This is a genomic window from Pseudoalteromonas sp. '520P1 No. 423', assembly GCF_001269985.1.
GTDB lineage: Bacteria > Pseudomonadota > Gammaproteobacteria > Enterobacterales > Alteromonadaceae > Pseudoalteromonas.
The window spans coordinates 2180759-2197302 of the sequence record NZ_BBZB01000001.1 but is presented as its reverse complement, the minus strand read 5'-3'; the positions used below and the strand labels follow the sequence as shown (position 1 = coordinate 2197302).

General features: G+C 34.7%; 11 protein-coding genes. 2 read left to right on the top strand and 9 right to left on the bottom strand.

Features of this window, described 5'->3' with window-relative positions:
* Window positions 1–144: 144 nt before the first annotated feature.
* Window positions 145–1986: a M2 family metallopeptidase gene (locus PSA_RS10020; protein ID WP_042145016.1), complete on the top strand. Its 1842-nt coding sequence runs from the start codon at window positions 145–147 to the stop codon at window positions 1984–1986.
* Window positions 1987–2394: 408 nt separating this feature from the next.
* Window positions 2395–5511 carry a TonB-dependent receptor gene (locus PSA_RS10015; protein ID WP_042145014.1) on the top strand — a complete coding sequence of 1039 codons (3117 nt, stop codon included), beginning with the start codon at window positions 2395–2397 and terminating at the stop codon, window positions 5509–5511.
* 60 nt (window positions 5512–5571) lie between these two features.
* Here the strand turns inward: PSA_RS10015 and PSA_RS10010 are convergent, their stop codons facing one another.
* The 9 genes from PSA_RS10010 to PSA_RS09970 all read right to left on the bottom strand — a co-directional run bounded on the left by PSA_RS10010 (window position 5572) and on the right by PSA_RS09970 (window position 16540).
* Window positions 5572–6441: a putative porin gene (locus PSA_RS10010; RefSeq protein ID WP_042145011.1), complete on the bottom strand. Its 870-nt coding sequence runs from the start codon at window positions 6439–6441 to the stop codon at window positions 5572–5574.
* 158 nt (window positions 6442–6599) lie between these two features.
* Window positions 6600–7415, bottom strand: a complete 816-nt coding sequence (locus tag PSA_RS10005; RefSeq protein WP_052379956.1) for a putative porin — start codon at window positions 7413–7415, stop codon at window positions 6600–6602.
* A gap of 203 nt (window positions 7416–7618) precedes the next feature.
* Window positions 7619–7993: a PH domain-containing protein gene (locus tag PSA_RS10000; RefSeq protein ID WP_042145009.1), complete on the bottom strand. Its 375-nt coding sequence runs from the start codon at window positions 7991–7993 to the stop codon at window positions 7619–7621.
* Between the two features lie 155 nt (window positions 7994–8148).
* On the bottom strand, window positions 8149–9066 hold the full coding sequence (locus PSA_RS09995; protein WP_042145007.1) for an ABC transporter ATP-binding protein: 918 nt from the start codon (window positions 9064–9066) through the stop codon (window positions 8149–8151).
* The gene (locus PSA_RS09990; protein ID WP_042145005.1) at window positions 9063–9896 is read right to left on the bottom strand and encodes an ABC transporter permease subunit; all 834 of its coding nucleotides are present in this window, start codon (window positions 9894–9896) and stop codon (window positions 9063–9065) included. Before PSA_RS09990 ends, PSA_RS09995 begins: the two co-directional genes overlap by 4 nt.
* Before the next feature lie 97 nt (window positions 9897–9993).
* The gene (locus tag PSA_RS09985) at window positions 9994–11478 is read right to left on the bottom strand and encodes an MFS transporter (RefSeq protein WP_042145003.1); all 1485 of its coding nucleotides are present in this window, start codon (window positions 11476–11478) and stop codon (window positions 9994–9996) included.
* Complete coding sequence (locus PSA_RS09980; RefSeq protein WP_127924103.1) at window positions 11468–13360, bottom strand: alpha-amylase family glycosyl hydrolase; 1893 nt, start codon at window positions 13358–13360, stop codon at window positions 11468–11470. Before PSA_RS09980 ends, PSA_RS09985 begins: the two co-directional genes overlap by 11 nt.
* Window positions 13361–13467: 107 nt before the next feature.
* Complete coding sequence (locus PSA_RS09975; RefSeq protein WP_052379955.1) at window positions 13468–14940, bottom strand: hypothetical protein; 1473 nt, start codon at window positions 14938–14940, stop codon at window positions 13468–13470.
* Between the two features lie 109 nt (window positions 14941–15049).
* Window positions 15050–16540, bottom strand: coding sequence for a tryptophan halogenase family protein (locus PSA_RS09970; protein WP_042145001.1), 1491 nt, complete (start codon window positions 16538–16540; stop codon window positions 15050–15052).
* Between the last annotated feature and the right edge of the window lie 4 nt (window positions 16541–16544).

Genomic DNA, 16544 nt, shown 5'->3' with positions numbered 1-16544 from the left:
ATTTATAACTTTATGATTTATTTATTAGTTCAAAGCTATCATTTTATTTAAATTACCTTTTATTAAAAACGAAAGAGATTTTACCAAGCCTTTTCTCACTGTTATGATAAGCGTGGGTAAAAACACACATAACTAGGGTTAATAATGAAAACAAAAATATTTAAGCCAAGCATAACTGCTTTAGTTGTTGCAGGTGCTTTAATGCTAACTGCATGTAACAACGAAGAAAAAATAAAACCTGCAGCAAGTATTGTTCAACAAGTCACTGCAGCTGATGCAAAACAATTCCTTGAATCAACTGAAACAGAGTTAGTTGCTTTATATCTTGAAGCCAGCCGTGCTGAATGGATTTATGCAAACTTTATAACAGAAGATACCTCTCAGCTTTCAGCTGAAGTAAACCGTAAAATGACTGAAACAGTTGTCCGATTAGCAAATGAAGCAACTAAATTTAATAAAGTGACATTAGATGCTGATAGCCGTCGTAAATTAGATAAATTAAAACTTGCACTGACATTGCCTGCGCCACAAGATGCAGATAAAACAGCGCAACTGTCACAACTTGTGGCTAAGTTAGGTGGTCTTTATGGAAAAGGAAAATACTGTAAAGAAGGTGAGCAATGCCTAAGCTTAGGTGATATGACAGCTAAAATGGCCAGTAGTCGTGATTACGACGAATTATTAGATTTATGGCAAGGTTGGCGACAAATAGCTAAACCTATGCGCCCTTTATACGAGCAACAAGTCGCACTGACAAATGAAGGAGCTAAAGAGTTTGGTTATGCAGATACTGGCGCGATGTGGCGTAGTAAATATGATATGCCTGCAGATGATTTTGCTAAAGAATTAGATCGCGTTTGGGGTCAAGTAAAGCCATTATATGACTCACTACATTGTCATGTTCGTGCTAAATTAGGCGATAAATACGGCACAGATAAAGTACCACAAGACCAGCCTATTCCTGCACATTTATTAGGTAATATGTGGGCGCAAACATGGGGCAACATCTATGAATTAGTTGCACCTGAAAATGCAGATCCAGGTTATGATGTAACAGAATTATTAGCGAAACATAACTACGATGAAATTCAAATGGTTCGTGGTGCAGAGAAGTTCTTTACGTCTATGGGTTTTGATCCATTACCAGAAACTTTCTACGAGCGCTCTTTATTCACTAAACCTAAAGACAGAGACGTACAATGTCACGCATCGGCTTGGAATATCGATTCAAAAGACGATTTACGTATTAAAATGTGTATTCAACGCACTGGTGAAGAGTTTTCGGTGATTCATCACGAGCTAGGTCATAACTTCTACCAACGCGCTTATAATACACAACCTCTTTATTATCAAGAAAGTGCCAATGATGGCTTTCACGAAGCAATTGGCGATACAATTGCATTATCTGTAACGCCTGGTTACTTAAAAGAGATTGGTTTATTAGATAAAGTACCTGATGAATCTAAAGATCTTGGTTTATTAATGAAAATGGCAATGGATAAAATTGCATTTATTCCATTTGGTTTAATGGTTGATCAATGGCGTTGGCAAGTATTCTCTGGTGAAGTAACACCAGAGAATTACAATAAAGCATGGTGGGATTTACGTCAAAAATACCAAGGTGTGATGGCACCAATTGAACGTACTGAAAACGACTTTGATCCAGGCGCTAAATACCATGTACCAGGTAATACACCTTACACACGTTACTTTTTAGCTCATATATTACAATTTCAATTCCATAAATCTTTATGTGAGATTGCGGGTAATAAAGAAGCGATACATAGATGTTCTGTATATAACTCTAAAGAAGCTGGTGAACGTTTAAATACCATGTTAGAAATGGGCTCAAGCAAAACGTGGCAAGAAGCGTTAGAAGTTGTAACAGGCAAACCTGAAATGGATGCAACTGCAATTTTAGAGTATTTTGCACCGCTTAAAACATACTTAGATGAGCAAAATAAAGGCCGTCAATGTGGTTGGTAAACAATAAGTAAAATCAAATGTTAGGCTGAAAAGCCTGACATTTTGTATAGTTTAGCACCTGTTCTCCCCTAAAAACTCCCTAATTTTAACCTGTTAACAATTATATCTATTAAATAGAACAAATATTCTATAAAATACCCTCCCAACCAGTTACATATGATCACACTGTGTAACAATATATTCGATATCAAGAATAACTCTTTGCTATATAGACGTATAAATTAAAAGCTTCTATGCATTTGCAATCTGAAACTTGTGATTTAAATAAATTAAATTACAAAAACACGCTTAAATTTAAACAACTTATACAATTTGCGACTATTATTCTTAAAACTGTCATAAAAGTTTGACAAGCTAAATCGAATAAAAGAAATCAACAACATTTAGTTATTACGGGAAACTAACAAAATGAAAATGCAATTGCGTAAAAAATTTCTACCTTTGGCTATCGCAGCAAGTTTAGGCTCAGTGAATGCCTTTGCTAACGATACTGCTTCAGCGTTAAAGGGCTCAATCGTTGGCCCTAATGGAAATCCTGCAACGGGTACTAAAATTACCATTATCCATATTCCATCAGGATCTACTAAAACAACCCTTATTGGTGAATCTGGCGGTTTTAGTACTAAAGGCCTTCGTGTTGGTGGACCATATAAAATTGAAGTTGAATCAGAGCAATTTGAAGACACAGTAGTAGACAACATCTTTTTAACTTTAGGTAAAACCTACCCTATTTCTGTACAACTCAATTCAAAAACAAATATGGAGCAGATTGAAGTAACAGGTCGTCCGTTATCAATGCAATCTGGCGGCACTGGACCTGCAACGCATTTTACTTTAAGTGACATAGAAAACCGCCCTGCCATTAATCGTGACATCAAAGATATTGTAAGAACTGATCCGCGTATCTACATTGACGAGTCAAGTAGCGGTGCGATTCAATGTGCCGGTGGTAACCCAAGATTTAATAGTCTCACGCTAGATGGCGTTCGAATGAACGATAATTTTGGTCTAAATAGTAATGGTTACCCTACTGAACGTATGCCTTTTTCTTTTGATTCAATTGAGCAAGTTGCTGTAGAGTTAGCTCCATTTGATGTGCAATATGGGGGTTTTACTTCATGTAATATCAATGCAGTGTCAAAATCTGGTACTAATGACATTCGTGGCGGGGTATTTATTGATTATACTAGCGATTCATTATCTGGCGATAAAGCTGATGGTGTATCTAAAGATATTGGCAGTTATGATGAAAAACGCTACGGTTTTAACGTAGGTTTACCACTGATAAAAGATACTTTGTTTTTATTCACCTCGTATGAAAAATTAGATGGTGCGCAGGTATTTGAATATAACGCTTTTGGTACTGGTGATAATGATATTGATCAAGCCACTGTTGACCGTATTATTGATATAGCAAAAACTAATTACGATTATGATCCCGGTTCATTAGTACCTAGTATGCCAGTTGATGATGAAAAATTATTAATTAAACTCGATTGGAATATCAATGATGATCATCGTGCTAGCTTCGTTTATAACTACAATGATGGTTTCACTTTAAGCCAATCTGATGCTAGCTCAAGCCGCCTATCTTTATCTAATCATTTCTATGAACGTGGTGCTGAACTACAGTCTTATGTGACATCTATCTACTCAAACTGGACAGATGATTTTTCTACTGAAGTCAGAGTAGGTTATTCAAAATTAGATAATCGTCAGATTTCCCTTGATGGCAATTCTGGTTTTGGCGAATTTAGAGTAAAAACAGGAAATGGAGATGTGTATTTAGGACCTGATGACTCTCGCCAAGCAAACAAACTAAAATACGATAATTTATCATTAAAACTCTCTGGTAATTACTACATGGGAGATCATGAACTTTCATTTGGCTATGAGATGGAAGAACTTGATGTATTTAATATGTTTGTACAACATAATGAAGGTGAATATCGCTTTGGCTCAATTGAAGATTTTGAAAATGGTATTGCCCGCGTTTATTATGGCAATGCGAGCTCTCATAACCCTGAAGATGCCGCAGGTGAGTTTAAATACGCTTTAAATACACTTTACGCACAGGATAAGTTTGATTTAATTGACTACGACATGACGATTACTATGGGTTTACGTTATGACTGGTATACGAGTGATGACGTGCCTAACCAAAATGATGCGTTTGAAGCACGTTATGGTTATTCAAACCAACAAAACTTAGATGGCGTGAGTTTATTACAACCAAGACTGGGTTTAAATTGGCGTTATGATGACCAATTAGAAATTCGAGGTGGTATCGGTTTATACTCTGGTGGTAATCCAAATGTTTGGATTTCTAATAGCTATTCAAATGATGGTATTCGTAACATTCAAGTAAATCAAAAGAACATGCAAATTCTTGGTCCTGATGCAGTTGCATTTAACGGCACAGGCCGCCCAGGTTATGATATCCCATTAGATTTATATAATGAGGTTGGCTCAGGTAGTGCTGATGACAGTACTAATGTAACAGATCCTGATTTTGAAATTCCATCAGAATGGAAAGTATCATTAGGTGCTACTTATATTACAGAATCTGATTACGTATTAAGTGTTGATTACCTATTTACTGATAAGCAAGATTCAGCTGTTGTTTATAACCTAGCTGATGAGCAAGTTGGTTTAGCACCAGATGGCCGTCCTGTTTATGATAGTGTTAACCACAAGTACAAATCTGACTTTTTATTAACGAATGTGAAAGGTGATGACGCGTTTTCACATGTTTTATCATTTGCAGTAAATAAATCGTTTGATAATGGGATTGATGTAGCTGCGTCTTATGCTTTTACTGAAGCAAAAGAAATTCATCCAATGACTAGCTCAGTTGCATTCTCTAACTATCATAATATTGCTGTTTGGGACCCTCAAGACCCAGAACAAAGCACGTCAAATTATGAAATCCCCCATAGATTTACGCTTAGCCTAGGGTATAGTCATGAATTTATGGCTGGATATAAAACACGTTTTAACTTATTTGGGCAAGCTAGCCAGACTAACCCATATTCGTATACTTTTTCAAGAGATACAGATGGTCTAGGCTTTAACGATAATGACCGTCAATTACTGTATGTACCAACTGAAGGTGACTCTAAAGTTGTTTATAACTTCAGTAACGATGCTAATGAAAATGCACAAATCATAGAAGACTTCAATAATTGGATAGATAGCGAAGGCTTAAAACGTGGTGAAATAGCTGGACGCAATGAAATCGACGGTGATTGGTGGGTAACCTTTGACTTAAAAGTTGAGCAAGAATTTGCAGGCTATACTGATGGCCATAAAGGATCTGCATACTTTGTCGTTAAGAATGTTGGCAATCTATTAAATTCTGATTGGGGTGTGCTTAAAAATGGTGATAGCTTGCAAGCAGCGGTAACAGCTGAAGTTGTAGACGGTCAATACCACTTTACTGAGTTCAATAAACCAGCAGGCACAAGTGTACAATTTAAACCTTCTGTTTGGGAAATTAGATTAGGTGTGAAATACACTTTCTAAATAGCAATTTATTAAATTCTTAAATTAAAAACCAGTCAATTGACTGGTTTTTTTTACAAACTAAAACTGTGCTGATAAATCAATATTTAACTGGTTATAGTCATTAGAATCTATGTTTGAACTATACCTGGCTTGGACTGAATAGTTATCATTAAAATAATACCGAGATCCAACACTATATGCTTTGTCATCATTATAAGTCACAGACAAAGAAGTAAATTTGTCAAAGTAATAACTAGCACTCCCACCTATTCTATTCTCTATATTATCATTATTGTGATAATATATGCCTACAGTTAAATATTGACCAGCAGTTAATTTTTTAAAATATTTTGAAGATACGTTTTTTCGTTTTTCTTTAGGATCTTCTGTATATGAAAAACCAATGTAATCATCTGAATTTATGTAATGGTTATAAGACGAAGAAAAGTTGAATTCAATATCTTGATCTTCATTTTTGCTTCCACTGATATTAATCACAAAGTTATCTGATAATAAATACCCTAAATTCAAAGAATAAAAATCTGAGCTAACCTCTTTATAACCGAGATCATCTAGTGAATAAGCGTATAAGCCACCGACAATAAAATTATTAACGAAGTAATTCCCTCCTACAGAATAATGATCATGATTATCAGTGAAACTATAGCTGGATAATATATGGGATATTTTGTTAATATATTCAAACTCATTTAAAGGCCCTGTAATTTCTTTTTTATCAAAAAAATAAGAGCCAGAAATAGCGTAAGAGTTTTGATAAAAATCATATTTTTTAATAGTTTCTATATCAGATTCATTAACTATATATTCCCCTTTCATTTGAGTTCTATTAGCGCTTACATCTAAAAACGTTTGGTATTCCTGTGCTGAAACTATGCTTGGTATTGATGAGGATATAGTAGTAATGAATAAAACTGATTTTACTTTCAATGTTAACTTTCCCAATATGATTAATTATTATTTAGGTACATCAAAAGTATAACTTAATGAAATATAAATGTTTATGATTAATGACATCAAATTTTCTTAATAACAAAAACCCTGAGAATAATTCTCAAGGGTTTAATTTTGTATTTTAAATCTACGAATTAAAACTGCGCAGAAAAATTAACTGAATATATATCATTATCTGACCAAGCATCGTCTGACGCATTTGATTGATAACCCACACTTAAAGCATAATTTTGGTTAAAGAAATGCTTAGCACCGATATGATAATCATCATCGTCATCGTAGCTCGCCGAGATTGACGTTTTATCATTAAAGTAAAAAGCGACATTACCCGATAAATCGTTGTCGTAGTCATCATTATGCTGATAACTCAGACCTGCCACTAAATACTGACCGCCATCTAAGGCTCTAAAATATTTAGATGATAGTGTTTGATGATCAAAGTCATCGTCCGAGCTATAAGTAAAACCAATGTAATCTTTACCAGCTAATTGATGATTATATGAAGCTGACAAACTGTAATCAGTATCAACACCTTCTGATTTATCTGCATATACATTTACGATAAAATCATCTGAGATTAAATAACCCAGTCTCGCACTATAGTGATCTGAGCTACCTGAGTTATAATCTGAATATGAGTATGAACCGCCAATTACAAAGTTATCTTTAAATAAACTACCGCCGGTTGCAAAGTTGTCAGAATTATCTGTATGTAAGTAATTTCCAAATACATTAGTTGATGTATTAATATATTTAAATTGATCTAATGGTCCTAATGTTTGTTGTTTTTCGAAAAAGTATCTTGTATCAACACCTGTACTATCATAAGAACGTTTAGAGTCATAATTGGTATATCCGATTGAAGAAAAAGATTGATATTCCTGTGCCATAACAGATGAAGCAGATAATAAAAGGCTTGGGATGATGATTGCTAATTGTTTCAATTTCATTTTTACATTCCTAATTGTACGTGCACCTTTATTTAGGTACATCCTGAAGTTGGAATGAATAATAGCTGAGATTATATTTAAGGGTAAGTTATTAAGTGTTTGAATATGTAATATAATGTAGTAAATATTTCCACATGCTAATAATGAATATTTATAGGGAAGTTAAATTATTTGGCTTCCCTATAAAATTTAGTATGTGTATTTTATAAAACAAACTGACTTAATATTTTATAAACATCATTAATATTATCGCCTGCTTTAAACTCTTTGGTTAAAGGTTCAAGCTCTGAACCAATCCAGATTTTTAATTCTGCATCTAAATCAAAGTGCCCTGCACTTTCTTTGCTAAATTTGGTGACTTTAGAATAAGGAATTGACAATAACTCCACTTTAGAGCCTGTTACGCCTTGCTTGTCAATTAGAATTAAACGTTTATTCGTAAATACAAACATATCTCTGATTACTTTATATGCTTTTTGTATTGCTTCGCCATCTATTAAACAATCACCTAGTACTTTGTCTAAATCATCACTATCGACTTCACTGGCATTGCCCAATAAACCACTTAAAAGACCCATTTAAACTTCCTTTTATCATTATTTATAAATTAAGAAGAAACAGCTTAAATTCGGCTTGTTTCCAATTACTTATTTGTATTACATTTTTACTGTTTTGATAATATAGTAAAATTCACCCACATTACGAAGTAATGACAATAAATGCATTGTTATAATCAATTAAAAAGTTGATTCTCAAGTGTTTTTCCATTAATCATTTGTTTGTATTGCCAATTATTATCATGACATAATTGTAAAATTTGAATATCAATTGGCAAAGTATTATCGTCTGGTTCGATACTGATTAAATATTCTTTATCTTGGGTATTTGTTACTTGTGTAACTTGTGAGATAGCTTTTAATTTTTGCTCAAATTCAGGAATTGTATTTGCCATTCTTAAAGTAATATAAGATAAATCGGCTTCATTGGTTAAAGTTTGATGCTCTTTTAAAACACCATTTTCTAAATATAATACTTGTTCGCATAATCGCTCTAATTCACTTAGATCATGAGAACTTAATATAAAGGTCGTTTCACCCGATAAGTTAGCCACAAGCTCTCTAATTTCTCTGGCATGTAATGGGTCTAAACCTGCTGTTGCTTCATCTAGCATGACTATTTTAGGCTCACCAATTAAAGCTTGGGCTATTGTTACACGCTTGCGCATACCATGAGATAACGCCTCAGGCTTTTCATTTAAAACCTCTTTTAAGCCAACTAAATCTAGGGTACGTTCAGCTTCATATTTACTTTTTTTAGTATTAAAACCTTGTAACTGACCATAAAACTTAAGTTGATGAGCAATTGAAAATCGAGGATCTAATTGTGCATCTTGTGGCAAAGCGGCTAAATTACCAAAAGTGGCTGCGCTACCTGGTTTGTTGCCCATAATTGACACATCACCAGAGGTTTGCTGAATATAGCCACATAAAATACTAAATAAAGTGGTTTTACCCGCACCATTTGGACCAACAAGCGCAACTGGCTCTCCTTTATTAATTTCGAATGAAACATTATTAAGTGCTTGTTTCGCTCCAAACATTTTATTGATATTAGAGACTTTAATTAAAGGCTGATTTTGTGAATAACTCATAGTGCACTCCTTTTCATAAAGATACTGGCTAACGCTAAATATGCCGATGTTTGAACTAGAGGAATGATATAATGACTCAAACCTAACCCTTGTTGACCAACCACGTCACCTAATTGCATACCTGGAAACACATAATTAAGGTGAGATGCCATAGGAATTTTATATTCTAAAATACCCACAAATATTGAGCCCAAACCAAAAAATAACAATGTCATCACTGCTGCTAGTTTTGAAGATTTAACAAAACTATTAAAAAATGCCATTAAAGCAATAAAAGGTAAGACAGCAATAAATAGTTCTTTAAACAAGTAAAGTGATTTTGTTACAGCAGGCATAAATAAGCTTGAATCACGCCAAATTGCCATTATAGTTGTGGCGATTAAAGTCAGTAAAATTAGTGCTGATATAATCATTACTTGCCCTAAAAATCGACCAAATAATATCTCATTACGACTCGCCCGCAAAGAGATAAACCTCAGTGTGCCCCGAGTGCGATCTGCACAGGTTTGATCGCTTGAAGCAATGACAGAAAATATCGGAAACGAATAAATGGCAATTAACCAATAAAGAGACAATTCAGAAACAGGCCAATCAAGTAATTCAGACAAACCTAATACACCAAACATTTGTTTGGCCATATCTTTAAAGTTTTCTGAAGAAACGATGCTAACAGCTGAGTTAACTGGATAATACAAAATGATAAACCAAGCGGTTGCAAAAGCGAGCACCGCTAACATGCCGCGTTTGGTAAAAAATAAACGTATTAATTCAAATTTGATCAGGGCCCAAATGCGCCAAAAACTAGATTGTAAATGTTGTGCTGATAGCAAAATAAAAGCTCACTATTTTATTGTTTTGCTTACCCTAATATTGGCGCAATAAAATAGCGAGCTTTCTTTTGTAAATATTAATGAAATTTATAATAACCTAAGCTATTTCAACCTTTTTGACTTCAACAGCTTCAGAAGCGGTTTCTTTAATAAACAATACTGAAACGGCACCTAATACCATAGAGCCACCAGCCAGCATCATAATATTAATCGCCTGATTATCAAAAACACTACTCAATATCCAACCAGCAAAAATACCCGATATGATTTGTGGTGCAGCAATCGTAAAGTTAAATATACCCATGTAAACACCCGTTTTATGGATTGGTAATGAACCCGCTAAAATAGCATATGGCAAGGCTAAAATTGCCGCCCAAGCAATACCAACTCCTATCATTGGAATAAAGAGTGTCACAGCCCCTTTAGGTACTGTAATTTCAGTGATAAATAAATTCACTAAGGTAGGCTCACTGTTTGAAATCAGCATAAAGCTTAAATAACCTAAGCCACCCGCTAATAATGAAAGTGAATACACCAATTTACGGCCAAAAGTATTCGCCAATTTAGCTAAAAAGATAGAGAAGAAAGCAGCAAATAAAGAATATGCAGCGAATAAGATACCGACCCAATCACCTGCGGCACCTTTTGCTTGTGCAATATGCTCTGGCACACCGCCAACAGACTGAATATATGTTGGATCAAACCATTTTACGTCTATGCCCCAAACATGCTGCGCAATAGCTGGCATGGTATAGACCCACATTATGAACAACGCAAACCATGAGAAAAACTGCACTAAAGCTAAGCGCTTCATAACAACTGGCATAGATTTCATTAAACCCAAAAAGCCTTTTAGCTTTTCAAGCAGGCTTTTATCTTGTGCCTGCTCTTTTGCTATTTCGTCACTGTCCATGCCTTTAAAAGCATAATATTCTTTTGGTGCATATTCTTTTGTTCTAAAAACAGTCCATAAAACAGTACCTAATAACACTGTTGCACCAATATAAAATGCCCATACTACTGATGGCGCAATGCTGCCTGCTTTAGAGGTGTTTTCCAAGCCTACAACATTTGTTAATACAAAAGGTAAAATTGAACCAACAACAGCACCGATATTAATTAGAAAAGCTTGAATAGAATACCCTTGATTCATTTGCTGATCTGGCACCATATCTGATACTAAGGCGCGAAATGGCTGAAATGCGATATTAAATGATGCATCCATAACGGCTAACATCATGGCACCAAATAACATAGGGGTAATAAATGCGACAAATAACGGTGCATTCGGCATTAATAACATGCCAACAGTGGCTGATATTGCACCTATTAGTATATAGGGATTACGTCGACCAAAACGATTCCAAGTACGATCTGATGCAGAACCAACCAAAGGTTGAATTAATAACCCCATAATAGGCGCAACTAACCAAAACAAGGATAGCGAATGTAAATCTGCCCCTAAATCTGATAAAATTCGACTGACATTGGCATTTTGTAATGCAAAGCCAAATTGCACCCCTAAAAAGCCAAAACTCACATTCCAAATCTGCCAAAAGCTTAACTTAGGTTTATTGTTCATTATTTTTCCTCACTTTATAAACTAATGACCCTAGTGATGGTATTTTCAATTTGATCACCCCTTGACCACCTTTCACTATCAGCTCATTGGTCGCACCTGATAACGCATCAACTAACACATATTTCCCATCGTTCAGTTGCCATTTTTTAATTAAATTTTTAACGATAGATACCTCAAGTTTAGCTTCAGATGTATCAAATTGATTGATCACAATATAATGCTGATTATCATCAAATCGTGCAAACGCTAATACAGAAGAATTTGTTTTATCTTTATTTATTTCAAGGGCTAAAAATTCACCATGAGCAAATACACTATCCTGAGATAAGTTTAATAAACGACTGTAAAACTCCCGTAAAGTGTGTTCTTGTTCCGTTAATAAAGCACCATCAAACTTACCATGATTCATCCATCTTTGATGTGCTGGTACGCCTACATAATCAAAAATACTGGTACGGCTTGGTTTACCAAAGCCCGCATCTTCAGATCCATCCTCGCCGACTTCCTGTCCAAAGTATAACAAATTCGGCGCTGTACTTATTAAGCTAGAAACCACCATAGCAGGTTTGCCTTTATTAGCATCACTTGCAAATCCTGGGCTGGCAATACGTTGCTCATCATGATTTTCTAAAAAGTGCAGCATGTGCTCTGAAATATCTGAAGATTTTTCAAATGCGTTAAATAAAGTATTAGCGGGTTGTTTGCCTTGCATAATAAGCTTTAAAGTATCGTAAAAGTCCACCTTATCATACAGGTAATCCATTTTTCCTAAATGGATAAATGGACGGTATAAACTAGGGTTATAAACTTCTGCAAGAATAAAAGCGTTTGGATTTTTAACTTTGATAGATGAATTTAAAAAACTCCAAAACTCAACAGGCACCATTTCAGCCATATCATATCTAAAGCCATCAACACCTTTATCTATCCAGTAAAGTGCAATGTCACGAAACTTATACCAACTATCAGGTAATGCTTTTTCTTGCCAAAAATCGTAATGTGCTTGGTAACCTAATTTATCGTAGCCTTCAGGCAGACTTGGGAAGTCATAAGATCCATCAGGTTTAACACCATAATTTACTTTTACTGTTTCATACCAATCATTAAAGTGAGGCTGTGCTTTACGACTGCCATTGCCTGTCCATTTGGCTGGCGACTCTTTAAACTCTCCATCCGCTAAAATATGTTTGTCGCCTCCTAAAGTATGATAACTATTAAGTGATTTAGGTACTTTAAAATCTTCACCTACAACATAATAAAAGTTATTATTTTTTGCATACGCGAGGCTAGTATCATCATTAGCACCAAAATCTGTTACGCCTTTTGGATTAGTCAAAGACTGATAATTTCGTGCAATATGATTAGGAACGATATCTATGATCACCTTCATATCATGTTGATGTGTACGTGTTATAAGAGATTCAAATTCTGCTAAGCGATTTTTTGGATTGATAGCAAGATCTGGATTAACATTGTAATAATCTTTTATGGCATAAGGAGAACCTGCTCGCCCTTTAACAATATCAGGGTCGTCCTGACTGATACCAAACTGAGAATAGTCAGTTATCACATCATGATGTAATACACCTGTATACCAAACATGACTTATACCAAGCGCTTTTATCTCTGTTAAAGCGACGTCAGTAAAATCATTAAATTTACCTACGCCATTTTCATTGAGTGTACCCCATGGCTTATTATTTGTATTTTTGTTACCAAATAAACGCGTAAACACTTGGTATACAACAGGTTTAGTTTTTATTGATTCTTCTGAGAGTTCTTGTTTTTGCGCGCTTTCGCAAGATGCTAATGTGCTAACACCTATAACTAAGCATGATAGCAGTGCAAGTTTTGATTGTTTAAATGTTTTTTGATACGTCACTTTATAAACCTTTAGTTGCCCGTATCAAAATACTAATCTGAACCTTTGCTGACTAACATGCCTTGCATACGTATTCAGTGAAAATAACTGCCAAATTAAGCTAACAATTATTCATCCTCTTGTAATGCACTTAGCATATTAACCAGTCTAGATAGGTGACTAAATTTCATAATAATTGCTGATTCTTGATTCTCATATTGCTCTGCATATTGCTGAAAGTTGTTTTGTGATGTGTTTATTTGTGATTGCAGAAAGTCTAATAAAGGGTAGCTACTCTCTTGTTTATCCGTTGGAATTTGTGCATCTGTAAACTGAGTTAAACTGAATTCTTGATTTTCTATTTTTTCAATAAGTTGATCTATATCTTCTAAAGCATTGTCAGATTCAAACCATGATGTAAATGACGCTAATGTTTGAGTTTGATTTATAACTCGATTATCAAATGCCACATCATCCAACTTACTTTTTAAACCAAGATTCAAATCATCCTGCTGAGCCAAATCAAATTGGCTAATAGAAGATACTTCGCCGTTTTCTTTTAAGTAAACACCTGATTTTTGTATCGTACCTAGGGCGTTATTATGTTGATCTTTCAAAGTGTAATTATTATTTTCACTGCCTAAATATATCGCTCCAACGCCTGCATCTTTTAAAGATGTTAATTGTTTTTCGCCATTGTCATTCAAATGCCAAATCTGTAGTTTTTCGAATATGGCATCATTTTCATCAATCCACATATTACCGTCATCATCATGCACTGCTAGCTCTTTAAAGCCTTTTCCTGTCACGCCACCAAACATTTCAGATCCATTATTTATAGCGCCATCTTGATTTTTATCGAAGACTAAAAAACCTGAGCCTGGACCAATAAAGGCTAAGTTTTCAATCTCGCCATTATTATCTATATCAAAATCAAATTTAACCTGACTAAACTCAGGCCCATTGCCTGCTAAATCCAATACTAAGGGATCATAAACTAAAGGATTTGTTGCACTAGAAATACTAAGTTGCTCTTGTTTGAAATATTCTCGCTCCATAGATAAAGCCAAATCAAAATGAATGCTTCTGCCATCAGCTAAAGTAACTTCCCCTTGCGCTTGAAAAGACATCATTTCTTGTTCATGTTCAATAAATTGAGATAAAACGGAAAACTGACCAATTTGAAGCGCTACAGCCTCTTGTAGTTCTGAAGATTGAACTGAATTTTGATTTACACTTAATGATTGGTTATTTGTATTTTCGCTCAAAGGCTCTGAATTTACCCGCAATGAAGTAAGAGATACATTCTGCCCTACAAAGTCAGATACTAAACTTTGAATATCACTTTCATGGCTAAGTACAATTTTCTCTGAGTCTTCATTGGTTATCGTGGACGAAGATAATTGCTGGTTTCGATTTGCAGCCATTTCTCTAGCAGTATAAGTTAATTGGCTATCTTCAAATAAAAGGGGCGAGCTAGGTCTAATACCTTGTTGGTTATCAGTATTATTAGCAGAACTTTCAACATCTAGTTGCTGAGAGTTCTTTACAACACGAGAATGTTCAACTGTCATATCAAGCCGATAATTATCAATTTTCATTTCAATACTCACCTATGTGAATGAGCTTTAATGTATAGATTTATATCGGCCGTCAACCTGATTCTATGAGTCATATTTTCCTCTAAAGCTAAAGCCGTAAAGTTTCTAATTATAAAGTTTTAAAACAATCATTATGTGGGGGTAAGCTATCTACGGTACGATCTATTAATATATTTAAATTTATCATCAAATCAGATATTTGCTCATCAGATAACGAGTTAGCGATAGGATGATAATCTTGCGGTATTAAATTTTGGCCTATCATCACTTGTTGCCAAGCTATTTCTGTAAAAAGCTCATTCTGCTCGCGAAAAACTTTACCTGATTGCTCAAACAATGCCATTTTTTTTGTCAGAGTCTCAGGTACTTCCATTCGCTGACATGCTCGCCAAAAGTCACTATCATCTCTTTGATTTAATTTGTAATGTAAAATGATAAAATCTCGCATCATTTGAGACTCTTTCTTAGATTGGCGATTAAACTCGATGACTTCTGCTGATTTAATCCCATTATGAGGAAAGAACTTTAATAAACGAATTGCTGCGGTTTGAATTAAATGAATATTAGTTGATTCTAAGGGTTCAAAAAAGCCACTAGACAATCCAATAGCAATCACATTCTTATGCCATTGTTTTCGACGAACACCTGTTTTAAAGGAGATCACTTTAGGCTCGCTCAAAGGTTTGCCATCTAACTGAGACAATAATTTATCTTTCGCTTGCTCATCTGTCATATATTTACTTGAATACACTAAGCCATTTCCAGTTCTATGTTGTAACGGTATACGCCATTGCCAACCTGATTCATGTGCAGTTGAACGGGTGTAAGGTATTAACGGCTCAACTGACTCACACGGCACAGCGATAGCCCTATCACAAGGTAACCAATGGGAATAATCTTCAAATCCTGTGCTTAATGCACCTTCAATTAACAATGCTTTTAGACCTGTGCAATCTATAAATAAGTCACTATTTATTATTTGACCATTTTCAAGACCAATACTTTGTACATAACCATTTTCATTATTTAAATTAACGTGATTTATAATACCTTCTATACGGGTTACCCCCATATTTTGGCTCAATTTACTTAATAACTTGGCATATAAACCTGCATCAAAATGATAGGCATATTCAACACCAGGTAAATTTGTCCCTTCTATATTTGCTAATTTTTTAAATTTATTTTTTTTAGCGGCCTGATAATTAAGTGAATAATCCCAATAACTTGATGTATCTCCATTTTGTTTGGCTTTTAACCAAAAGTGATGAAAATCACAAAAAGGAAAATTTTTACCTATACCACCAAATGCATGCATATAGCTATCGCCTAGCTTGCCCCAATTATCAAATTCAATACCCAGTTTAATTGTCGCTTTTGTTTCTTTTATAAATGTTTTTTCATCTAAGCCAATGGCATTATTTAAATGAATAATAGGTGGAATTGTCGCTTCCCCAACGCCTATAGTGCCGATTTCATCTGATTCAACAAGTGTGATATCAACTGTTTTACTTAATGTTTTTGCCATTAAAGCTGCAGTGATCCAACCAGCAGTACCGCCACCTACAATTACAACTTTTTGAATTTTATTGTTATGCATTGCA